General features: G+C 57.7%; 24 protein-coding genes. 9 read left to right on the top strand and 15 right to left on the bottom strand.

The genetic code is table 11. The features are described from left to right. Positions 1–16: 16 nt before the first annotated feature. The gene (locus tag ACNA0J_RS06410; protein WP_415817554.1) at positions 17–427 is read right to left on the bottom strand and encodes a lysozyme inhibitor LprI family protein; all 411 of its coding nucleotides are present in this window, start codon (positions 425–427) and stop codon (positions 17–19) included. A 232-nt stretch (positions 428–659) separates the two neighbouring features. On the opposite strand from ACNA0J_RS06410, the gene ACNA0J_RS06405 reads away from it, so the two are divergent. The 3 genes from ACNA0J_RS06405 (at position 660) to ACNA0J_RS06395 (ending at position 3,644) form a co-directional block, all read left to right on the top strand. Beyond that, entirely contained in the window at positions 660–1,001 is a 342-nt protein-coding gene (locus ACNA0J_RS06405; RefSeq protein ID WP_415817552.1) for a hypothetical protein, read from the top strand. A gap of 164 nt (positions 1,002–1,165) precedes the next feature. After that, complete coding sequence (locus ACNA0J_RS06400) at positions 1,166–2,038, top strand: phosphonopyruvate hydrolase (protein WP_415817550.1); 873 nt, start codon at positions 1,166–1,168, stop codon at positions 2,036–2,038. Positions 2,039–2,252: 214 nt separating this feature from the next. Continuing rightward, positions 2,253–3,644 carry a type III secretion system effector BopA family protein gene (locus ACNA0J_RS06395; protein WP_415817547.1) on the top strand — a complete coding sequence of 464 codons (1,392 nt, stop codon included), beginning with the start codon at positions 2,253–2,255 and terminating at the stop codon, positions 3,642–3,644. Between the two features lie 125 nt (positions 3,645–3,769). Here the strand turns inward: ACNA0J_RS06395 and ACNA0J_RS06390 are convergent, their stop codons facing one another. From ACNA0J_RS06390 to metC, 9 genes are all read right to left on the bottom strand, one after another. After that, a complete protein-coding gene (locus ACNA0J_RS06390) occupies positions 3,770–4,654 on the bottom strand; it encodes an amidohydrolase family protein (RefSeq protein WP_415817545.1) in 885 nt (294 codons plus the stop codon). Between the two features lie 18 nt (positions 4,655–4,672). Next, entirely contained in the window at positions 4,673–5,629 is a 957-nt protein-coding gene (locus tag ACNA0J_RS06385) for a Bug family tripartite tricarboxylate transporter substrate binding protein (RefSeq protein ID WP_415817543.1), read from the bottom strand. 134 nt (positions 5,630–5,763) lie between these two features. Beyond that, positions 5,764–6,156: a VOC family protein gene (locus ACNA0J_RS06380; RefSeq protein ID WP_415817541.1), complete on the bottom strand. Its 393-nt coding sequence runs from the start codon at positions 6,154–6,156 to the stop codon at positions 5,764–5,766. A 27-nt stretch (positions 6,157–6,183) separates the two neighbouring features. Continuing rightward, a complete protein-coding gene (chrA, locus tag ACNA0J_RS06375; protein WP_415817539.1) occupies positions 6,184–7,389 on the bottom strand; it encodes a chromate efflux transporter in 1,206 nt (401 codons plus the stop codon). 145 nt (positions 7,390–7,534) lie between these two features. Beyond that, complete coding sequence (locus tag ACNA0J_RS06370) at positions 7,535–8,242, bottom strand: amino acid ABC transporter ATP-binding protein (RefSeq protein WP_415817760.1); 708 nt, start codon at positions 8,240–8,242, stop codon at positions 7,535–7,537. Between the two features lie 50 nt (positions 8,243–8,292). Continuing rightward, the gene (locus ACNA0J_RS06365) at positions 8,293–9,387 is read right to left on the bottom strand and encodes an amino acid ABC transporter permease (RefSeq protein WP_415817537.1); all 1,095 of its coding nucleotides are present in this window, start codon (positions 9,385–9,387) and stop codon (positions 8,293–8,295) included. Next, positions 9,384–10,526 carry an amino acid ABC transporter permease gene (locus tag ACNA0J_RS06360; RefSeq protein ID WP_415817535.1) on the bottom strand — a complete coding sequence of 381 codons (1,143 nt, stop codon included), beginning with the start codon at positions 10,524–10,526 and terminating at the stop codon, positions 9,384–9,386. Before ACNA0J_RS06360 ends, ACNA0J_RS06365 begins: the two co-directional genes overlap by 4 nt. Before the next feature lie 24 nt (positions 10,527–10,550). After that, complete coding sequence (locus tag ACNA0J_RS06355) at positions 10,551–11,630, bottom strand: amino acid ABC transporter substrate-binding protein (protein ID WP_415817533.1); 1,080 nt, start codon at positions 11,628–11,630, stop codon at positions 10,551–10,553. Positions 11,631–11,703: 73 nt separating this feature from the next. Next, a complete protein-coding gene (gene metC, locus ACNA0J_RS06350) occupies positions 11,704–12,855 on the bottom strand; it encodes a cystathionine beta-lyase (protein ID WP_415817531.1) in 1,152 nt (383 codons plus the stop codon). A gap of 108 nt (positions 12,856–12,963) precedes the next feature. Between metC and ACNA0J_RS06345 the strand changes: the two genes are divergently transcribed. Together ACNA0J_RS06345 and ACNA0J_RS06340 are read left to right on the top strand one after the other, a co-directional pair. Then, positions 12,964–13,875, top strand: a complete 912-nt coding sequence (locus ACNA0J_RS06345; RefSeq protein ID WP_415817530.1) for a LysR substrate-binding domain-containing protein — start codon at positions 12,964–12,966, stop codon at positions 13,873–13,875. 103 nt (positions 13,876–13,978) lie between these two features. Next, positions 13,979–14,905: a LysR family transcriptional regulator gene (locus ACNA0J_RS06340; RefSeq protein WP_415817528.1), complete on the top strand. Its 927-nt coding sequence runs from the start codon at positions 13,979–13,981 to the stop codon at positions 14,903–14,905. Here the strand turns inward: ACNA0J_RS06340 and dbpA are convergent. Both dbpA and ACNA0J_RS06330 read right to left on the bottom strand, forming a co-directional pair. Further along, on the bottom strand, positions 14,862–16,250 hold the full coding sequence (gene dbpA / locus ACNA0J_RS06335; protein WP_415817526.1) for an ATP-dependent RNA helicase DbpA: 1,389 nt from the start codon (positions 16,248–16,250) through the stop codon (positions 14,862–14,864). The two genes, ACNA0J_RS06340 and dbpA, sit on opposite strands and share 44 nt — an antisense overlap. A gap of 109 nt (positions 16,251–16,359) precedes the next feature. Further along, the gene (locus ACNA0J_RS06330) at positions 16,360–17,310 is read right to left on the bottom strand and encodes a Bug family tripartite tricarboxylate transporter substrate binding protein (protein WP_415817758.1); all 951 of its coding nucleotides are present in this window, start codon (positions 17,308–17,310) and stop codon (positions 16,360–16,362) included. A 194-nt stretch (positions 17,311–17,504) separates the two neighbouring features. On the opposite strand from ACNA0J_RS06330, the gene ACNA0J_RS06325 reads away from it, so the two are divergent. Then, entirely contained in the window at positions 17,505–17,858 is a 354-nt protein-coding gene (locus ACNA0J_RS06325) for a DUF7079 family protein (RefSeq protein ID WP_415817524.1), read from the top strand. Positions 17,859–17,871: 13 nt separating this feature from the next. Then, positions 17,872–18,243 carry a Rap1a/Tai family immunity protein gene (locus ACNA0J_RS06320; RefSeq protein WP_415817522.1) on the top strand — a complete coding sequence of 124 codons (372 nt, stop codon included), beginning with the start codon at positions 17,872–17,874 and terminating at the stop codon, positions 18,241–18,243. 20 nt (positions 18,244–18,263) lie between these two features. On the opposite strand, the gene ACNA0J_RS06315 is transcribed toward ACNA0J_RS06320, so the two are convergent. Together ACNA0J_RS06315 and ACNA0J_RS06310 are read right to left on the bottom strand one after the other, a co-directional pair. Continuing rightward, positions 18,264–18,818, bottom strand: coding sequence for a cytochrome b (locus ACNA0J_RS06315; RefSeq protein ID WP_415817519.1), 555 nt, complete (start codon positions 18,816–18,818; stop codon positions 18,264–18,266). Continuing rightward, positions 18,815–19,918, bottom strand: coding sequence for a catalase family peroxidase (locus ACNA0J_RS06310; protein WP_415817517.1), 1,104 nt, complete (start codon positions 19,916–19,918; stop codon positions 18,815–18,817). The genes ACNA0J_RS06315 and ACNA0J_RS06310 overlap by 4 nt, the downstream gene beginning before the upstream one ends. A 236-nt stretch (positions 19,919–20,154) precedes the next feature. Here ACNA0J_RS06310 and ACNA0J_RS06305 point away from each other — a divergent pair, with 236 nt between their 5' ends. Together ACNA0J_RS06305 and ACNA0J_RS06300 are read left to right on the top strand one after the other, a co-directional pair. Beyond that, the gene (locus ACNA0J_RS06305) at positions 20,155–20,709 is read left to right on the top strand and encodes a sigma-70 family RNA polymerase sigma factor (RefSeq protein WP_415817756.1); all 555 of its coding nucleotides are present in this window, start codon (positions 20,155–20,157) and stop codon (positions 20,707–20,709) included. Further along, complete coding sequence (locus ACNA0J_RS06300; RefSeq protein WP_415817515.1) at positions 20,706–21,458, top strand: anti-sigma factor family protein; 753 nt, start codon at positions 20,706–20,708, stop codon at positions 21,456–21,458. Before ACNA0J_RS06305 ends, ACNA0J_RS06300 begins: the two co-directional genes overlap by 4 nt. A gap of 30 nt (positions 21,459–21,488) precedes the next feature. Here ACNA0J_RS06300 and ACNA0J_RS06295 read toward each other — a convergent pair whose 3' ends face one another. Next, positions 21,489–22,409, bottom strand: coding sequence for a LysR family transcriptional regulator (locus ACNA0J_RS06295; RefSeq protein WP_415817513.1), 921 nt, complete (start codon positions 22,407–22,409; stop codon positions 21,489–21,491). Between the last annotated feature and the right edge of the window lies 1 nt (position 22,410).

Genomic DNA, 22,410 nt, shown 5'->3' with positions numbered 1-22,410 from the left:
CATAAATCTTTTTAGATTACGGTTTGGTAATGGGGCATGAAATGTCGCCTTCCGGACACGCCAGATAGCCTTTCAGTTGTTTTGTACGATCTTGCGTCAATGTAGTTAGGCAAGCCGACAAAGCCATTGAATAAGCAGAGCCTCCACCGGCATCAGCAGTGACGAAATCGCACTCGGCATCGCGAAACTTGATCCACTCTCGTTGAGCAGTGATCAGCTTCTTGTGCTGGTCATCATCGCCCTTCAGGCGCGTAGCCGCCTGCTTATAGGCAGCGTTCAGGTCAGCGTCGGCCTTTTTGTAAGCTTTTCCTACACATTCGTTGATATCCGCTTGTGTGGCCGCATCAGCGCAGGGATCGGATTGCGCGGACGCGATGCTATGAAGGGCCATCAGAGGAACGGCTAAGAGCATTAACTGTCGACGCATGACGGGACGGCTCCGTTGCTGGTTGGGATTTACTGATTCTATTACTGACTAGTGATACTGCCAGCTTTTTCGCCGAGAAAGCGACTGAAACAGCTTATACACACCGTAGCCCGGCCTGCGCGACTGATACAGGCCTGAGATGCTAACTTCATCCTACACGAGTGACTTACCGTCCAACTCGATACGACATGCTGGCTGCATCGCAGGGACAGCCAACATAGGAGAACAAGATATGACTATGACTAAACGACTGATTCAGGCCATGCTCGCCAGTGTGCTGGCGCTAGGCATCAGCACAACTGCACTGGCCGACAAACAAACCCGTAACACGATCATCGGTGCGGGTCTGGGCGGCGTAGCGGGCGCATTGCTATCTGAGGGCGACCCTCTATACACGCTGGGCGGCGCAGCTGCGGGTGGTGTACTGGGACATGTGATCACAGACGATGACCGTGGCGGCCGTCGCCATCACTGGGACCGGGATCGCGGCCACCGTGATTCCTATAGACGCGCGAACTATCGAGATCATGACAGGCATCGTGGCAACAAGCACTGGAAACGTCATCGCGACTGAATACATTGCGATGGAGTCAACACAGGCTCGTTGATTTAAACGAACGGCAAGCAGCCCCCAGCAGATTGGACATCCCTCCAATCGCTGGGGGTTCGTTTATATTCGGCAGTATCAGTCGATGCACGTCCAAATATTGCTTCGCCGTCCGTCCAAGGAGATCGCTCGTGAACAAGAATCAGGCGCTGCGTGCTGCGTTGGAAAGTGGCAAGCTTTTCACTGCGATGGCTGCGCACAACCCGCTAGCCGCGAAATTGGCGGAAGAAGCCGGCTTTGACGGAATCTGGGGCAGCGGCTTTGAGTTATCAGCCAGCTATGCCGTACCCGATGCCAGCATCCTGTCGATGAGCACACATTTGGACATGATGCGTGCCATCGCTTCTATTGTGTCGGTGCCACTGATCGCAGATATCGACACAGGGTTTGGCAACGCCGTGAATGTGCACTATGTGGTGCCCCAGTACGAAGCTGCTGGTGCATCGGCCATTGTGATCGAAGACAAGACTTTTCCCAAGGACACCAGCTTGCGCGCCGATGGCCGCCAGGAACTCGTGCGCATCGAAGAGTTTCAAGGCAAGGTCGCTGCAGCCACAGATGCACGCCGTGATAAAGACTTTGTAGTGATCGCCCGCGTAGAGGCACTCATTGCAGGCCAAGGACAGGATGAGGCTATCCGGCGCGGCATCGCCTACGAGGAGGCCGGCGCCGACGCGATCCTGATTCATTCCAAGCAAAAAACACCCGACGAGATTCTGGCGTTCGTGCGCGCCTGGCCGGGCCACGTACCGCTGGTATTGGTACCGACTGCCTATCCGCAGCTCACCGAGTCCGATATTGCCGCACTGGGTAAAGTCGGTGTGGTTATCTACGGCAATCATGCTATCCGGGCAGCGGTAGGCGCAATGCGGCAGGTGTTCGCACAGATCCGGCGAGATGGCGGAATTAAAACGGTGGATAGCCAGCTACCGAGCGTCAAGGAAATCATTGAACTGCAAGGCGACAATGCGATGCGATCGATAGAAACCGGATACCTGCGCTGATATTCCCGGGCCTGACCGTGATCGGGTCATTGCACAAGTAGGCAGGCACCTTGCTGCGCTTAGCGACAGCTAGCCTGGCTCACGAAAAAATGACGTGACATCAGGGAGTTATGGAACTGTAAGCAACACAGCGTTACCAAGGTGGGGAGAACGAGGTCCGCACATCACCGCGCCAGCAAGCGGCTCCGACATTCACGCCGACACGCAAAACATCATGATCACCCACACGTACCACAACCAGTTCCTCTCGCCTGACAGTTTCCGCGCCCTCGCCGACGCGGGTCACCACATGGAAATTTATGACATCGATGGAGACCCCGCGCTGCGAGCCGCACAGCTCACCCTGAACGACAGAATTCTTTATGCATTGAGCTACGTCCCTGTTCTGAAGCACTGGGAGCCCGTAGCGAATTTCACCCGGGAACTCGAGATAAAAAATGCTCAGGTTCTCGGCGTACTCATTCAATCGCTATCGGCACGCTACGGCCAGACGAATGCGGAAAATGCGATTCGCAATCTGGACCTGACGGGCGCTACCGCATTGCAAAGCCGCACGATCGAACGCCTTATTGAAATCGCGGAGAAAGGACCGAGCCTTTGCGGGTTCGATAATCTGGGAAATACTTGCTATGCCAATACGGGTTTGAAGTTCCTGATCCATTCTATTGGCGAAAATCGACTCGTCGCACACCTGGAACAAATCCGGCAAAATGCCTCTGACCCAAACAAGCAGGATTGTGCGAAAAAATTCATCGATTTGATCAAGGCCGCCTACGATAGCGAAAAACCCTTGCGTCGAGAACTGCACGATTTCTTCAAGAGCTTGCAGGCGCAGGAAAATTTTCGTGACGGGCCGAATGGCTCAGGGTTCACCGTCGTCGGCGATCAGAATGATGCACAAGAGTTTCTGATGAAACTTTCCGATTGCTTTGACCTCGGAAATCTCAATACCAACGTCTTGCAGATACAGACGACTTTGGTCAATGGCCAAGAAAAACGCGATCCCAAAATCGCCGATGCCGCGTATTGCCAGGATGCCAACCTGTCGAGCCGCGAGCAAGTGGACTTCAGTTTGCAGCAAATCGTGGACACACTCACTACGAGGCAGGATGATGTCAGCGTCAGGTGGAATGACAACGACAGCGAAAACACGACGGTTACCCGCGTTCAGCAATGGACTACGCCAAGCATCCAGGAAGTGGACCGATTCAACCTGCATATCAATGCAATGGACTATAGCGACGGCCTGGCACGTCTCATCCTGAATGCGGATGTCACGAAACCGGTACGCATCCCCGTCATCGACCAAAAAACGGGTGTCGAATGGATGCTCACGTTGGAGCCCAGGGACATCATCATTCACGCAGGAGGCGCTGTCGGCGAATCTGACACCGCAGGCCACTACTATATGTATAGTCGATGCGAGCAGGGCTCGTGGACACTGCATGATGATGAAACCGTGGAACGGGGACAAGACATCAATCGAAGCGAACAAGCAAAAATGATCAGTTTCGCCGTTACTGGCAGAGAGCGTGTTCGCCCCCCATTCCAAGTCTCCAACACCTTCAATTTCGGCATGCCAGAGAAATTCGTACGGCGAGCTTGAATTCCCAAGTAGGAAAAAACGGCGAGTCGTCGCTGCTTGTATCGAGAGATCGTCTCGCCGTTACGACTAACGGCAAGGAATCATTTAAACCGGCGCATCAAACGATGCGCCGGTTTAATGGGCAGTCAGGACCTAAAGCCGTAGAGCAGGCATGGATTATCAACCAGGACTCGACGCAGGGCGGTTTCCGTTTCACACCACTGCCACAGCACGTCAACGAGACTTGCATCATTGACGCTATTCAATGGTTGAGTGGTGTGCGGCCAATCGCTACCCCAGACCAGTCGTTCTGGAGCGGATTTGACCAGCGCGCGCCCCAGCGGCAGGGTGTCCGCGTAATCCGGTTCTCCCACAGCCGATCGCATATAAGCACCTGATAGCTTGACCCAGGTATTTCCCTCGTCCAGCAAGCGGCGCAGGGTCGTATGAGCCTCCCCATGATCGGCCTCAGCGGGCGAAATTCTCGCCATATGGTCGATCACTAATGGCACAGGCAGGCTGGACAAGACCGGCGCCAACGCAATGAGTTGCTCGGGATGCACAAAGATCTGTATGTGCCATCCGAGTCTCGCGATTTTGCGTGCCAGTGTGGTCAGCATATCAACTGTTGTTTCCCCCCAAGACTGTGGGGTCACAAAGTTGACTCTTAGACCACAAACACCGCTCGCGGCCAGCTGATCGAGCGCCTCGGGTGACACGCTGGCATCGACCACCGCAACGCCACGGGCGCTGTCACCTAGCTGCGACAGCGCATCGACAGTGCAGGCATTATCGGTACCGTATGTCGACGGCGTGACGACAACCGTGCGCGACGTGCCCAGCCTCTGCTGCAATTTTCGATACGCGCTCACCTCGGCCACGGGAGGGGTACGCGTCCAATGCGGCGACGGTGAAAACCGTGGATCGAAAATGTGCATGTGGCTGTCACACGCCCCCGCCGGCAACACATGCGCTGGCAGATTCACGCCGAGGGAGTGAGGAACCGCTATGTCAGGACGAGACATGTTCATTGAATACGGATATGGATGTCATTGCTTTGTGAGATTGGATTTGCTCACAACACCTGCCCATTTGGCAAACTCCTTGTCGAGGAACTGCTTGAAATCCGCTGGACCGGCGGCGACGATATCCGCGCCCAGAGAGTCGAATTTCTCTTTGACGCTGGGCTCCTTCAACACCTCGCGAATGGTTGCCTGCAGCTTGTCGACGATGTCCGCGGGCGTGCCTTTCGGTACAAACATGCCGTTCCACTCGTAGACCTGATAGTCCGTCAATCCCGACTCGGCAACGGTCGGAACGTCCGGCAACAGCGCACTGCGCTTGGGAGAGGTGATGGCCAGGACTTTGACCTGCCCACTCTGGTACAGCGGCAGCGAAGAAGAAATGTTCGTGAACATCATATCCACCTGCCCACCGACCGTGGCCATGATGGCGGGGCCGCCGCTCTTATAAGGCACGTGCAACATGTTCAAATCGCGGCCCTGCCGGAACAACTCGCCTGCCATGAACTGCACCGTTCCCGTGCCGCCTGAAGCGAAGGTCAATTGCCCAGGTTTTGCTTTTGCGGTTTCCACCACATCGCTCAAGCTGTTCAATGCCGACGACTTGGGCACTACCAGGATATTGGGCGTGACCGACACCATAGCCAGCGGCATCAGATCGGCTGCGGGGTCGAAATTCATGTTGTGCAACGCCGGATTGATCGACAACGGCGTTGCATCGTAGAGCACGGTATAGCCGTCCGCCTTTGCCCGGGCGACGTAGGCCTCGCCTATCATCCCGCTCGCACCGGATTTATTCTCGACAATCACGCTCTGATTCAGCTTTTTGCCCAGATTCAACGCGATGACGCGAGCCAATGCGTCAGCTGTTCCGCCCGGCGCATACGGCACCACAAGGGTAATAGGCTGGTCGGGATAAGCAGCTGCGGCAAACGTGGGGGTGGCCAAGACGGCCAAGGCGAAGGCGCCAATGGATTTTTTCAATTATGTCTCCCAGGATCATTATGTGCTCTGCCGACTGACGTCTGGCAGGCCCGCGTATTGTGGGATGACGTTTCATTTAATACAACACTGTCGCGAGATGCGCAACACGTTCTGCCTGATGAAAAGAAAGCGTCTTACTCAGGCTGATGGCACACCACGCAGAGCTTGTTGCCGTCGGGATCTCGGAAATAGGCGCCGAAATAGTTGGGGTGATACTGAGGTCTCAAACCTGGCTCCCCCTCGCTCGTACCGCCCTCGGCCAGTGCGATTGCATAGGCTTGGCGAACCTGTTCACGGGAAGAAGCAAGAAAGGCCGACATCTGGCCATTGCCTACGTCGTGCGGCTGGCCATTGAATGGTTTGCTGATCACGAAATACGGACGCCCTCCTGCGGCGGGACACCAGCCAACCCAAGGCACGTCCGCATCGTAAAACCGTCGCTTTATATCCAATACGGAAAACAAGCGATCATAGAAACGCAAGGCCCGCTCGAAATCGGTAACGCCGACGAATACATGTGAAAACATGGTCAGTTCCTCCCTGGCTCTGTACCTCTATAGAACGATACTCAACAACCAACCGCCCAACGCACTACCCAGGACGACGAGCCATGGGGGCAGTTTCCAGAACATTAAGGCAACCAGTGCCACCAATACCAGTGCAAAGTCCTGCGGCGCGAGAATTGCGCTCGTCCATACGGGTTGATAAAGCGCAGCCAACAGCAAACCCACTACGCCCGCGTTGATTCCGGACAAAGCGGCTTGCATACGCGCGTTGCGGCGCAAGCTTTCCCAGAATGGCAATGCACCTGCCACCAGCAAAAACGCGGGCGCAAAGATAGCGAGCAGGCAAATCCAAGCTCCCAGCCAACCCGAAGGCGCCGCATTCATCGACGCGCCGAGAAACGCGGCAAAGGTAAACAATGGGCCCGGAACCGCTTGCGCGGCACCATAGCCCGCCAGAAAAGACTCATTGCTGACCCATCCAGTAGGCACCACCTCGGCTTGCAATAACGGCAGAACGACATGCCCACCGCCAAAAACGAGAGCCCCCGCACGATAAAACGCGTCAACCATTGCCAATGCCTGATTCGGGAATACCGTTACCAGCATTGGCAGCACAATCAACAAGGCAAAGAATATGGTCAGCCACAGCACACCAGTCCGGCGTTTGATCGGGATGGGAAACCGATCGTCCGATGACGCCTGTTGCGGCTTGAACCACAACAGACCGACGACGGCTGCCATGACAATGACCGCTACTTGGCTCCAAATCGATGGAACCAGCAACACAAAACAACTGGCAGCAGCCATGAGGGTGGCGCGTGGCGCGTCAGGGCATAAATTACGAGCCATGCCCCATACGGCCTGCGCCACGACGGCCACGGCAACGACCTTCAGACCGTGCAGCACCCCAGATGGCACCACGTCTCCGTAGCTGGATATACCCAGGGCAAACAGAATCAAGACGATCGCCGATGGCAGCGTAAAACCGGCCCAGGCAGCCAGAGCTCCCGTATATCCCGCGCGAGACAATCCGATCGCCAGTCCTACCTGGCTACTGGCAGGCCCCGGCAAAAACTGGCATAGGGCAACCAAGTCCGCATAGCTGCGCTCGGTCAACCATTGCCGGCGTGTCACGAATTCGTCACGAAAGTAGCCCAAATGTGCAATAGGCCCGCCGAATGAGGTCAAGCCTAATCGCAGAAAAATCAGAAAGACAGTCCAAGGACTGTGGTCGTTCGTGGGGGTTTCGGTCATGATTGGCGCAGCATGGTGTGGACTGGCCAACGTTAATCGAAAATGGACCAGTGCGCGCCATTACATCGCGCATCGTAAGATCAACGCAACACCGCGCGGCCATCCCCCGCTCCCGCCATATCGAACAGCCCTATACGAACAATGCTCAATGCAATATCCGCTCAAGAAACGCGCGGGTTCGCTCGTGTTGAGGGTGATCAAAAAACGAACCCGGATCGGCTGACTCCAGAATGCGTCCGCCGTCCATGAACACAACACGATCGGCAACGCTGCGGGCGAAACCCATTTCGTGGGTGACGCACAGCATGGTCATGCCGTCCTCGGCCAGGGAAGTCATCGTGTCCAGTACCTCCTTGACCATCTCAGGATCGAGTGCAGAGGTCGGCTCGTCGAACAGCATGATGCGTGGCTGCATGCACAACGAGCGGGCGATGGCGACGCGTTGCTGTTGCCCGCCAGACAATTGCGCAGGAAATTTACTGGCTTGATCGGGGATACGTACTCGCGCGAGATACTGCATCGCCAGATCCGTAGCCTGGTCTCTCGGCATACGCTTGACGTGCATAGGTGCAAGAATGCAGTTTTCCAATACCGTGAGATGCGGAAATAGATTGAAGTGTTGAAACACCATGCCCGCATCGGCACGTACTTCGTCAATGGCCCGCAGATCGTCAGCCAGCTCCACTCCATTGACGATGATACTGCCCTCTTGATGGCGCTCCAGCCGATTGATGCAACGGATCATGGTGGATTTTCCTGAACCTGACGGTCCGCATATCACCAGACGTTCTCCGGACGCGACCTGCAGATCGATGTCACGCAAGACCTGGAAGTCGCCATACCACTTGCTCATCCCGGCGATGTTCACGGCCAAAGGCACGGACGCGCCGCTATTCTGCCTATTCAACGAAGTTCCCCTTTTTTGAAGCGCCGCTCCAGCCACATTGAATAACGGGAAAGACCGAAGCAAATGCAAAAATAGATAGCAGCGATAAAGAAATAGGTCTCTACATACGGAGTCGGCCAGGCGGGGTCAGTCAGCGCCGCACGTCCGGAACTCAGCAGATCAAATAGCCCCACAATCAACACCAGGCTGGTGTTCTTGATCATCACAATGGCGGTATTGGTCAGGGGCGCGATCACCTTTCGCATGGCCTGCGGCAACACCACCAATCGTGTCATCTGCCACCATGACAGGCCGAGCGCTCGCGAGGCCTCCAGCTGCCCGGCCGGCAACGATTGCAACCCGCCACGAATCACCTCGGCCAAGTAGGCGGCCGAGAAGATTGTCAGGGCAATTCCCGCCCGCAGGAGGCTGTCTATCGTCATTCCTGCCGGCAACATGATGGGCAACACAATCGAGGCCATGAACAGCAGGCTGATCAGCGGCAAGCCACGGATCAATTCAATCACGCACGTCGCGATGAAACGCGCCATTGGCAACGAGCCCCGCCGCGCCAGCGCCAGCAGAATTCCCAGGGGCATGCCTATTCCCAACGCACAGACTGCCAACAGCAACGTGACAGGCAGGCCGCCCCAGGAGGCAGTCGGCACACGCTCCAATCCGAACCAGCCACCCTGCATCAGCGCGAGTGAACCGGCCATGCCAACCAGCCAAAGCACCACCGTGCGCAGCCGCCACTGCCGAGGATTCAGCGACATGACGACCATGAACAGGATGAAGACACACACGAGCGCAGGCCGCCATTGCTGAGCCGGCGGGTAGATTCCAAACAGAATCTGATTCAGTTTCTCGCCCAGGAAAGCCCAGCATGCTCCGGTGGCTTCGCGGCACATGGCACCGGATTCCCCTGGCCATACCGCGTTGATAAGCGACCAGTCTGCGAATCGGCTCAGCGCGTATAAACCCAATCCCAATGCGACTACAGTCGCGACGCTGCTGATCGCCGTACCGAACAAGCGATGCATGGTGCCATCCCGACGATCAATCGGGGCTGATCGTGCGGAGACATCCGGGGATATCGAGATCGTAGTCATTTTCGCTCAGTCCGCAGGATGCGACGGTTGTAGAGATTCATAAACAGCGAAACGCTCAAGCTGATGCATAGATATACGCCCATCAGGATCGCCAGCCCCTCGATCGCCTGCCCGGTCTGGTTGATTGTGGTGGTAATCACGAACGACAGATCCGGATAACCCACTGCCAAAGCCAAGGTGGTGTTCTTTACGATGGACAGATATTGGCTCGTCATGGGAGGCACAATCACGCGCAAGGACTGAGGCACAACGACACGCCGTAACGTCGTCCACGGCCGCAGTCCGAGGGATTGAGCAGCTTCCCATTGCCCTTGTGCAACGGCTTCGATACCACCGCGAATGATCTCGCCGGAAAAAGCGGCCGAATACAAAGTCAGGCCGAGCAATAGCGCGGTGAACTCCGGAGTCAGTGCGGTACCACCGACGAAGTTGAGCCCACGCAACTGCGGCGAATGGCTGATGAGCGTCACTTCACCCCACTGCCACGCCAGCACGCAGGCGAGCAGTACCACGGCAAAATAGATGCGGCCTAATGGCAGTGCCGGACGGCGCCGACGCAGCGGGCGCAGCCCCAGCCAGACCAGCGCGGCCGCAAGTATTACCCAGACCAGGGCAAGCCAATCGCCCTCGACCTGCACGCTGGGAAAGAACAGGCCACGAATCGACAGGAATACGCCCGGCAGCGGATTAAGCGCCTGTCGCGGAGAAGGCAGATTGATCGTGACCAGGCTGTACCAGAACAACAACTGCACTACCAGCGGCGTGTTGCGTGTGATTTCCAGATAGAAGGTCGCGATACCATTCACCAGCGGATGCCGGCTGCGACGCGCCAATGCGAGCAGAAACCCCAACACGGTCGATGCCACGATCACGAGCACTGAGATGTACAAGGTGTTCATGAGACCGACCGCGAACGCTCTCGCATAGCTGTCCGTCGGTCGATAAGCCAATAGACTTTCCGAGATAGGGAATCGTGCCGCGTCGGAGAGATAGCCAAAGCCGGTCGCGATTCCGCGTTGGGTCAGGTTGTAGTGGGCATTCCACACCAACCAGGCCAGCGTCCCGAAAAAGAGGCAGGCGATGAGCACCTGCATCATGACGGAACGTGCCCGCGAGTTGTACCAAAGTCGCTTGAACATGCGTCGTCTCGCTCGGCGTGATGCTCAATTGAAAACGTAGGGATACATCAGCCCGCCATCGCGATAGAGCCGGTTCAGGCCACGATCGAGCTTCATGGGGCTGTTCTTTCCGACGTTGCGCTCGAACATCTCGCCATAGTTGCCCAATTGCTTGACGATGTTGTACGCCCAGCGTTCGTCCAGGCCCAGCGCCTTGCCATTGCCTGGCTCCACGCCCAGGAAACGTGCGATGCGCGGATCATCGGATTTCAACATGGTGTCCACGTTGGCCTGAGTAATACCCATGTCTTCTGCCGCGATGGGTGCCTGGACGACGAACTTGACGATATCGAACCAACGGTCGTCACCATGCCGCACCGACGGTGTCAGGGCTTCGCTGTTGCCGCTGGCGGGAAAAATGATGTAGTCATCGGGATTCTGGGCCTGAGTGGCTCGCACGGCAGCCAGAGCCGACGCATCGGTGATCAGACCGTCGCAACGTCCGGTAAAAAACGCCTGGCGTGATGCGGCGACGTTGTCGAACAGCACTGTCTTCAGGCCCAAGTTGAATTTACGTGACAGGTCTGCGACCGTGACCTCGTTGGTCGAGCCTGTCTGGACGCAGATCGTGGCGCCCTGCATGTCTTTGGTTTGCGTAATGCCCAGGTCCTTGCGAACCATGAAGGCATCATATTCGTAGTAGTTGGGATAGGTGAAATTGATCCCGTTGGCATCGCGCCGCAGCGTCCACGAGGTGGTGCGCGGCAGCACATCTATCTGGCCAGTCTGCAGTGCAGTCAGACGCTGCTGGCCGGTCAGCGGTACGAACCTGACCTTGCTGCCGTCGCCCAGGACCGCAATCGCGATGGCACGGCAGGTTTCGGCGTCCAGGCCTTTCCAATTGCCATCCTTGTCGGGTGCCGAAAATCCTGTGGTGCCGTGACCCGAACCGCAGATAACATAGCCGCGTGCGCGGATCTGGTCCACCGTCGGGCTGTTGCTCGTGGCCGGGGTAACCGGCGAAGCCGGCTCGGCGGGAGCAGCCTGCTGCGAGTGAGACACGTTGGGCAATACAGCAGCTGCGAACAGGACAAACGCGCCCTGAAGCGTACGAATGCGATGCATAGCAATTCCCCTTGCAATGTATAAGTAGACGGGCCATGAAACTCGTAACGGCTATTGGCCCTAAAAGCGGGATTCAGCGCGCCTGGCTCTCATAGGCAGCCAGCGCATTGCGCAAGTCGTCTTTCAACACCTGCACGTCTTCCAGGCCTACGGACAGGCGTACCACTGGCTGGTCTGTTGCAGGATGAACCCGGTTGGCTTGTAACGACGCCGGATAATAAGCAGCCAAACTGTGCACTCCCCCCCAGCTGGCGCCAATGGAGAAATGTTGCAGCGTATCGAAGAAACCACTGAAGGCTGATTCTGGCCCCCGTTTCAGAATCATTGAAAACAGGCAGCCATTAGTACGAAAATCGCGCTTCCAGAGGGTGTGCCCCGCATCGCTTTCCAGCGGCGGATACAGCAAACGCTCCACTTGCGGCTGTGCCTGTAACCACTGTGCGATGTCCAAAGTCGCAGCACTCTGCGCCTGTACCCGCAAAGCCAGCGTTTCCAATCCCCTGAGCACCAGGAAACAATCGTCTGGACTGACCTGCTGACCCAGGATGCTCTGCGTTTCACGCAGCACCGCATAGTGCTCGGCGTCGTTCATGCTGATGCTTCCCATCAATACATCGGAATGACCGCTGAAGAACTTGGTAGCGGCCTCCACACTGAAATCGACACCATGGGCAAGCGGCTGGAATCCCAGTGGACTAGCCCACGTGTTGTCCATCATCGTCAACACCTTATGGCGGCGCGCCACCTCTGAGATGGCGGGAATGTCGGCCATCTCCATCGTGACAGTCCCGGGAGCTTCCATGCAGATCATCCGGGTTGTGGGGCGAATCAGTGCCTCGATCTCCGCCCCCATCGCGGGTGGATAGATCTCGACGTCCACCCCCATATATGCCAGCCACTTTTCGGCGAAGGTCTTGAGCGCGCCATAGCAGGCGGCCGAGACCAGTAAATGATCACCACCGCGCACAAATCCCATCACCACGGTCATCAGGGCAGAAGCGCCGGAGGGCGTGATCACACAGTGCCGGGCGCCTTCGAGCGCCGCGATGCGCTGTTCCAGCAACCGCGCGGTAGGTGTTCCCGTGATCCCGTAGCTGTAGCCGTCGGGTTGGCGTTGCTTGCGATTGACAAAATCGGCCAATGAGTCGAATACCACCGTGGAGGCGCGTTGGACGGCCGGGGACAAACTGGCGAAGTCGGTATTAGAAGGGCTGATAGAGTTCATTTGGTCTATGCGCTGAGCTTAAGAGGTGTTTCGATGAGGCGCAGTTTGATTTGCCGAGGCAATTCGTTCAACAATTGAAGTAACTTAGTCAATAAGCAGGACTTATACATGGACATGCGTGAAATCCAGGTCTTCCGCGCCGTCATGCAAGCTGGCACGACCAGCAAAGCCGCCAATTTGCTCGGGATATCTCAGCCGGCCATCAGCCAATCGATTCGAAAGCTCGAGGAATCCTCCGGGCTGCGCCTATTCGAACGGGTGCGTGGGCGGCTGGTCGCCACGCCCGAGGCGGGCGCGCTGATGGAGGAAGTCGACCGATGCTTCGCGGGCTTTGAGCTGATCGAACACCGGATCCGCAGCCTCAAGTCCTTTGGCGTAGGCCGCCTGGCCATTGGTTCGCTGCCCGCGCTAGGCACGGGATTCATGCCGCGCGCGATTGCCGCTTTCGGCTTGGTCGATCGCGGACTGCAAATGTCGTTTCAGATCATGAGCTCGCGAGAGGTGCTGCGCCAGGTAGCAGCAGGCCAACTCGATTTTGGCTTGATGGCCGATGAGCTGTCCGTTGCGGGCCTGGAGCATTCGGTATTCCTGCGTACGCCAGGAGTGATCGCCATGCACAGCCGCCATCCGCTGGCAAACAAGAAAGTCATCGACGCTCGCGATCTGGTCGAACACCCATTCATAGCACTCAATCCGGAGGATGCCAGCCGGCGACGACTCGAGGCTGCGCTTCAAACCGTTGATCTCAATCTTCGTCCGATGCTGGAGACACCGTATTCGAACTCAGTCTGCGAATTCGCTCTCAATGGCGTCGGTATAGGCATGGTGCATCCCATCATGGCGCTGGACTACCTCTCTCGCGGCCTGACGATCAAACGGCTGTCATTGGAAGTCAGCTTCACGTGTTTGTTGGTGTTTCGCTCCGGTACACCTCTGTCAGGCAATGCCAAAGCGATGTTGAAAGTCATGCGCATCCAGTTGGAGAACGATCTCAAAAAGATGCAGGCTGCCTTGGGTTAAGCCGGTCAGCCTGGCGACTATGTTCCTCGTTGCGCTGAAAGGCTATGCTTCACATCAAACAATGTATCTTTGGCCTGAACCGCACTTTTGATTTAACGACATCATGCTCCGAGAACTACAGACCTTCATGGCGGTGGTGCGGTATGGCACCTTTGCCAATGCGGCCGCTCACATCGGCCTCACACAGTCCGCAGTCAGTGCTCAAATCCAGCGGTTGGAAGAGGAACTGGGTTATCCCCTTTTTGACCGGACGGGCAGGTCTGCCAATCTCAATAGCAATGGACGTGAGGCTCTCGCTGTTGCAGAAGAACTGATGTCGGTTTACTCAAAATTTGGACGCAATACGGATGTCCCGAAAACGGGATTGATCCGTATCGGGTCGATCGCGTCTGCGCAGGAAACGTTCCTGGCCGAGGCCCTGGCGGAATTCTGGAAAATCAATCCGGGATACCGGATTCGCATGGTGCCAGGCATATCACTCAATCTGCTGGGTCAGGTTGACTCCGGTGAGATCGACATTGCAGTGATGCTCAAGCCGCCCTTTGCGTTGCCGTCGGACTTGCAATGGCGCGAACTCTACGCCGAGCCGTTCGCCTTGCTCGCACCTCAAAAGATGCAAGATCGCAGCTGGCAAGATCTATTGGAAACCGAACCATTTATTCGGTACGACCGAGGTTCGTTTGGAGGACGGCTGGTTGATCAATTTTTGCGGCACGCGCGTTTCACCGTCAGAGAAACCATCGAGCTCGACGAGTTGCAGGCCATCGCTCAACTCGTACGCCTGGGAGTGGGAGTCGCGCTGCTGCCGATGAGCGACGCGCTCCGGATACCGAAAGGGGTCGCCGCCATCGATTTAGGCGATGCCACTTTTTTTAGAGAAATCGGCTTGGTCGAACGCCCTTCCGATCGGAGGCAACCTGTCGCGACGTTGCTGGCGCAACGTATTGCGGAGGCTGCCGCTCGATTTCAGGGCTCGAGCAAGAAAATCAGAACTCTTCCAAAAACCGCATCCGGAACCGACGCCCCTTGATATTGCTGTTGGAAAGCCGCGAAAACGCTTGTTTGGCGATCTGGCGGTCCAACGCCACATAGGAGTTGAACTCGGTGATGTTGATTTTTCCGACCTGCTCGAATGTCAGGCCACCATCACCAGTCAGTGCGCCCAGCAAATCGCCGGGGCGCAGTTTGTCTTTTTTTCCGCCCTGTATGCACAGGGTGATCATGGGCGCGCGCAAGGGGCGATCGGCTTTCGCGCGCAGCGATTTGATATCGGCCCACTTCAACGGGGAACCCTGATATTCCTCAATCAGATTGGCCCAGCGCATTTCGTTGGGGGAACACAGGCTTAACGCCAGTCCCTTCTGGTCGCCACGGCCGCTGCGGCCGATGCGATGTACGTGGACCTCGGTATCCTTGGTCACATCCACATTGATCACGGCGCCCAGATTCTGGATATCCAGGCCACGGGCGGCAACGTCGGTCGCGACCAGCACGGCGCAACTCTGGTTTGCGAACTGGATCAGGATTTCGTCACGCTCTCGTTGTTCAAGATCGCCGTTGAGCGCCTGTGCGCTGATACCCTCAGCCTGCAGGCGTTCGACCAGATCATGGCTGCGGATCTTGGTATTGCAGAACGCCAGCGTCGACACCGGACGGAAATGCGCCAGCAGCGTCACGACGGCGTCCAATCTGTCGCCCTCATCGATCTCGTAGAAAATCTGCTCGATGCGGCTGGCATCATGCTGGGCCTCGACCTTGACCTCTGCCGGATTGCGCAGGAAACGTGCGCTGAGCTTGCGAATATTATCGGGATAAGTCGCCGAAAACAGCAAGGTCTGGCGCTTGGTCGGGCAATGCGAGGCAATGGCGACGATATCGTCGTAGAACCCCATGTCCACCATGCGATCGGCTTCGTCGAGCACCAGCGTAGTCAGACCGGACAGATCCAGGCTGCCGCGCTGCAAGTGGTCCTGGATTCGGCCGGGTGTGCCCACCACCAGATGTGCCCCGCGGGCCAGCGACTCGGCCTGAGGCCGCGCAGCGGCACCGCCGCACAGGGTCAAGATTTTGACATTGGGGATTTGGCGAGCCAATCGGCGCAGCTCCTGCGCCACTTGGTCGGCCAGCTCCCGGGTGGGGCAAAGCACCAGCGATTGCGGGGTCAGCCGATTCACATCCAGCTTTTGTAACACGCCCAGGCCGAACGCCGCGGTCTTGCCACTGCCGGTTTTTGCTTGCGCAATCAGGTCGCGGCCCTCGAGGATGAGCGGCAGACTCTGCCCCTGGATGGGCGTCATCTGTTCGAAACCCAGGCCTTGCAGGTTGTCCAGCAAGGCGGGCAAGAGGGGCAGAGAGGAAAAAGGAGCGTTGGTCACAATAAGGGGCGAAAAAGCTGAATTGACCGACAGTGTATGCGCTCATGGTCTTTTCTGTATTGGGCGGATCATCGCTCCAACGCCGAGGCAACGTAGTTCAGCAGCACATTCACTGCTGCGGCACGTGGGCCTTCTGGACGATGCGTTGCCACAACGCGATTTCCTTTTTCTGGAATTCATGCATTTGCATCGGGCCACCGGTCATGGGCGTAGCCCCCAGGCGCTCGTAAAACTCCCGTGTTTCCTGCATCTTTGAGATCGTCGTGAATAGCTCGGCCAGTTTTGCGGTTTCCGCGGCAGGCGTCTTGACGTTGACCACGGCTCCGACCCAGGTGTAGGCCTCAAAACCCGGCAAACCCGCCTCTGCCGCCGTTGGTACATCGGGCGACGTGCCGACCCGCTGGTCGGCAGCTACGGCCAACGCTTTTACCTTGCCGCTCTTGGCCAATTCTTGGACTGCGGTCACCTCAGCAAAGGTATAGCCTACCGTATCAGACGCGACGGCAGTGATCGCCTCGCCTGCCCCTTTGAACGGCACATGTACCGTCTTTATGCCGGCTGTGTCGTTGAACAGCTCGCCCATCAATTGATAGCCTGCCGAACCGGCACCGAAATTCACCTTGCCTGCGTTCTGGCGTGCGTAACGGATCAGCTCCTGGAGCGTACTATAGGGAGCCTTGGGGCTAGCTGCCAGCATCGCTGGCGAGCGCATCATCATTGTCAGCGGCGAGAAGTCCTTGACGGGATCGTAGGGCAACGCCTTAAAGAGCGCAGCATTGACAGCCAACGTAGAATTGCTGCCAATGAATACCGTGTAACCATCGGGTGGCATGGAAAGCACGCTCTTGACCGCGATAAAGCCGTTGGCGCCGGGCTTATTTTCGACCACCACAGGCTGGCCGGTGAGTTCCTGCAGTTGACGCGCGAAATATCGGGCTGACGTATCGGTGCCGCTACCTGGTCCGAATGGCACAATAAATTTAATGGGCCGGTTCGGGAAAGCCTGCGCAAGAGCTTGAGGCGTCTGCCCGGCCAGGCCAACCAACGCCAAACCCAGCATGGCCGATAGAAAACATCTGCGTTGATGCACGGCGTGTCTCCTTGAGTAATGGCCTCGACGGCGCGAAAGCGCCTTCTGCCTTTTTTGGCGTTGCTATTGCCTGGGAGACTCTATGCCGGGCGATTATCGGTGTCTAATATTTAAAAATTCAGCCTTGATACTCTTTTTATATCGCCTCTAGAAACACGCCTATTATGCAAGCCGTTGATCCGAACCGCATCAAGATCTGGCAAGCGCTTTCCACGCTGTTCCTGGATACTGAGGCCGACGATACGACCTTTTCCTATATTGCACGTGTCGTTCTCGAAACAGGGTATTCGCAGCGGGAAGTACATCACATTCTGTGGGGAGAAGTCTTTCCTGTTCTGAAGGCCAATCTCAGGAGTCTTGCCGGGGAATGGGCGGGATGGCCGGACGAGTGGCTCGTGGAGCATTTACGCCCGTGTACGGAAACAGTGAGAATGCCGAAAGGCTTTATTGCCAGGGAGATCGACAGATGCTGGAAACAGGTGGAAAATCGCCTTCCTCCTGATTGGAAACACGAGTGACAGAGAGATATTGATGCGTAAACAGATTCTGGCAGTTTTCCTCGGGCTGAGTGCTGCTGCGGCTTGTCATGCTGACACGACCCGCACATGGGCAATGTCAGGCTCTGACCTGGCGCGCGCATTGGAAGGCAAGATGCCCACGCAATTTCACGAGGGTGAGACGCAACGCCAATTTTCGAGCGCGTATGGGCAAGCCTATATCCTCGGCGTGGCTGACGACACGCGCGGCAAGCGTTGGTGTTCCAGCACGGGCATCCTGCCACACGAGATGGCGGATCGCGTCCATACCTATCTGTCGGGACTGTCGGCCGAACAGCTGCGTGGCAATGCGGCCTCGCTGGTGGGCGAGGCCTTGCAGAAAGAACTGCCCTGCTCAAAGCCCTGAGATCGTCACGGCAAAGACCGCTAGCGGCCTCGAGTCATCGATTCCAGAACACCGTCACGCCGTATCCAGCCATGGAACAATGCAGCAGCCAGATGCAGCAGTACCGTGGCAAACAGCAAAAATGCGAGATACCGATGAGCACCACGCAACCACGCAAATAACGAAGCATCGGTCGGCGCAATAGGCGGCAGTTGCCAACTGCCCACGATCACCGGATAACCTCCAGCAGACACCATCGCCCATCCTATCAGCGGCATCGCAAACATCAGCGCATACAACAGAATATGCGACCCCAACGCTGCCGCGCGTTGCCAGCCCGGGATATCCGCAGGCAAGGCCGGGACGCCGTAAATAAGGCGCCTGCCCAGGCGCAGGCACACCAACGCCAATAACGCCAGCCCCAATGGTTTGTGAATCTGCATCAGCCATTGATGCCGCTCCGAAACCGAGGCCACCATGCCCACGCCGATGAATAACATCGCCACCATGCCGATAGCCATCAACCAATGCAACAGGCGTGCAAACAGGCTGAATTTAGCGGGCGCTCGATGAATGGGATAAGCGGAAAAGTTCATTGCGCACGCTCCGGTTGACTGGAATGAGATGGGGCCAACGCGCTTTGAGGTGGCCCCTCACTGGTGCGGCGCTCGTAAGACGAGGCATAGGCCGCAGAACGCGCCGGCAGCAGCGGATCATCGGAAATCGCGATGCCGCGTGGCAATATGGTCGGGTCATAGTTCACGTCACGGCACGGGCCGTCGTCTTGCGGCGCGCTGCGGGTTATCACCACAGTGCCCGCGTCGACAGTGGGCCGATCTGCCGGCCACTGTTTCGTCGCATCGTTGGTGGGATCACCTGAGGCGGCCAGCGTCACTACCAAGCGCCAGCGCAACGGTCCCTGTGCCAAGCGCTGCTGCAAGTCACCCTGCAAGTAATTGGCGTCATGCTGCGGCTGAGCGGCAGGCGCGGCCTCTGCACCTAAAGGCTCCAGATGCCAGCGCACGGCTTGCCGCTTGCCCTGCGCATCGACAAAGTAAAAGGCATTCAGGCCGTAATAGCTTTCCGTCGCATAGCTGGCCGAAGGCTTGGCCGTCTTCACCCACGCGAGAAAGGCCCCTGCCTCGGGATGCGCTGCGAAAAACGCCCCCATCCGCTTTGGATCGGGCTTGTGCGTATTCGGGTCGGGACGAGCAGCAAGCTGCTGGTCATAGAACGCTTGCGGGGTCGCCAGCGGGAATACCGGCATACTGTTCATCCCGGTGCGCCACTGCTCGCCATTGGGCGAGGTGAATTGCAGGGCAAAGCTGCGAATAGGGACACTGGAGTCCGGAGCATAGGGATTGCCGCCGGGTAGCGCCAATCGCCCTATCACTGGCGTATTACCGCGCTCGAACAGGGCTGCCGCGGACAAGGCATGCGCCGCCCCATTGCTTTCAAAATGGCCTATGACACATACGCCTTTTGCGTGATTTCGTCGAAAGCCTGCGTGAACGCCACTATTGGTTTCCAGGGCATCCACCACCCGGTCGGGAGTCAGACGATCGGGGTCCAGCCAGCCGCCCACATAGGCAAACGCCGCCCCAGAACACACCACAATAGCGCCGATCGCGGCCAGGCGCAGGCAGGTTTGCCGGGCATTGAGCGGCCGGGCTTCGCGTTCAGGTCCTTGGTGCATGAGGTTCCTTGCCCATGGGGCGTTGAATACCCCTGTAAGACGGGAGGCCAAAAAATTTATTCCGCGACGGAATAAACTCACCTGAGCGGCGTCTTACGACATTAGCCTGTCAGTCTTTGACGCCACGGGCGCAGCGCCCGGACAGGAACAGCCTGGCTGTTCCTTTCTCTCTGCGCCCTCCTCCCCGGTTTGGATACCGGGGTTTATTGAGGCATTTGATGAATCAGCCGGTACGCATGCCGATACACGAAGCGGTACCCTCCGATGATGACGCGATAGAGGCGGACGAATTGTCTGATGCCGTCGTGCGCCAGCTATTGCCTCGGCTGCGACGGTTTGCGCTGCATCTGACTCGTGATGCCATGTCGTCTGACGACCTGGTGCAGTCCACCCTGGAAAGAGCCCTGACGCGCTGGCCCAGCCGACGTCCGCAGGGCAATGTGCGCGCTTGGCTATTCACCATTCTGTACCGCCAGTTCCTGGACTCCCAGCGCCGCGCGCGCCGTTATGCGCGGCTGCTCGACTGGTTTACAGGATCCGACGTCACGGCGCCGTCGGCAGAGCGAGAGGTAATGGCACGCGCCTCGCTGGACGACTTCGAACGACTTCCCGAGGCGCAGCGTACCTTGTTGTGGCTGGTCTGCGTGGAAGGGCTGAGCTACAAGGTTGTGGCCGACATGTTCGATGTCCCGCTGGGTACCATCATGTCGCGCCTGTCCCGTGCACGCAGTGCGTTGCGCGATTTGCATGAAGGCCGGGCAGGCGAGCCCCGCCTGAGGATCCTAAAATGAACGAACGCTCTATGGACGATCTGGCGCGTAATGCGTTTGTGGATGGGCAACTTGATCCCGCACAGCGGCAAGCCATGCAAGCCTACCTGCGGGAGCACCCCGAACAAGCGCAAGAACTCGACGCCTGGCAGCGCGATACACAGCGGCTGCGCGCGATGGCTAGTCACGATAGCCTGCCGCCGAATCCAGCCCTGGACCCCACGGCAGTACGCGCACGGCTGCGCAACCGTGCACGGGGTCGCCTGGCGATGGCGGCCAGTCTGGTCATGGCGCTAGCTATCGGTGGCGTCACCGGATGGAGCATGCGCGACACCACAGTCGTCGCCAACCGAATCCTGCCCATGCAGGATGCCATGCAAGCCTATCGCCTGTTTGCCTCAGCGGACGCTCCACAGCCCGATGTGCGTGCCGATACGGCGGATCTGCAAGGCTGGCTGGACGAGTATTTTGCTAACGCCGAGCGTCTGCCTAATCTGAGTGCCAGCGGCTTTCAGCCCGTTGCGGCTCGCCTGCTGGCGACTGATCAAGGGCCCGCCGCGATCGTGATTTACGACAATGCTGGACAGCGCGCGACCTTCTACATCCGCCCGCCAGGGCCCGGCAAACAGTTTCTGCCGCAAGGCAGCCGGCGCGATGGGAATCTGCTGGCTCGCTATTGGTCTGGACAGGGATATAACTATGCATTGGTGACATCAGGCGATGGCGCAGCAGATGGAGTCCTGCCGCCATCGGGCGCCGTTCGTAGTTAGGCAACGAAACCACGGATGACGGCCAACACCTCACCGGCCCAGACGGCGTGATTTTGCGCGCGTCGACGTGGCCAATGGTGCGAGATGCGAGGCAATAAAGTCTATAAACATCTTTGCCCTGATCGGCAGATTGCGGCCGAATCCATGCACCACCTGCAGAGGTACAGGCATGAGCGGCACATGTGGCAACACATGGCTTAATTTTCCGGAATCGAGATCATCCTGCACTGTCGTCCTCAGGATTTGCGCGATGCCTTGTCCATTGACTGCCGCGATTTGCATCGCTTGGCCGCTATCGGCGTCGAACACTCCTTCAATCGGAACGCGCGTGCCGTCGGCCAACATGATCGGCAACACGTGACCATCTAATCGATAACGCACATGACGATGCGCGCCGAGATCGGCGACTGTCTGCAGTTCACCATGCCGGGCGAGATATTGCGGTGATGCGACCAGCACCAGCGGCAAATCGATCAACTTGCGGGCGTACAACCCGCTATCCATTACCGTCCCGGCTCTCAGCGCCAGATCAAAACCCTCTCGGATCAGATCGACATATCGATCGCTCAGGCTGACATCGAGCGCCAAGGCGGGATGATCAGGCATGAGCTGCGAGGTGATCGGCTCCAGCAGCAAGCGCCCGAGATCGACCGGCATACTCACCCGCAATGTCCCGATCGCGGTATTTGGCGCTTTCAGTGACTCGTCGGCGTCTTCGAGGCCGCGCACCAGCGATGCGACGCGCTCGTAATAGGCTTGTCCCTCGCCGGTCAAAATGAAAGCGCGAGTTGAGCGCTGAAACAGCCTGACGCCCAAGCGCCGTTCCAGTCGGGCGATGCTTTTCGAGACGGCCGACGGTGTCGTACCGAGCAACCGGGCAGCGCCAGTAAATGAGCCAGCCTCAACGGACCGCACAAAGGCGGACAAGCCGTGGAAATGTTCGACCGTCATT

The organism is Bordetella tumbae, from assembly GCF_965139195.1.
Taxonomy (GTDB): Bacteria; Pseudomonadota; Gammaproteobacteria; order Burkholderiales; family Burkholderiaceae_B; genus Bordetella_A; species Bordetella_A tumbae.
Note: the sequence above shows the minus strand (reverse complement) of the source record. Positions and strands in the feature narration are given on the sequence as shown.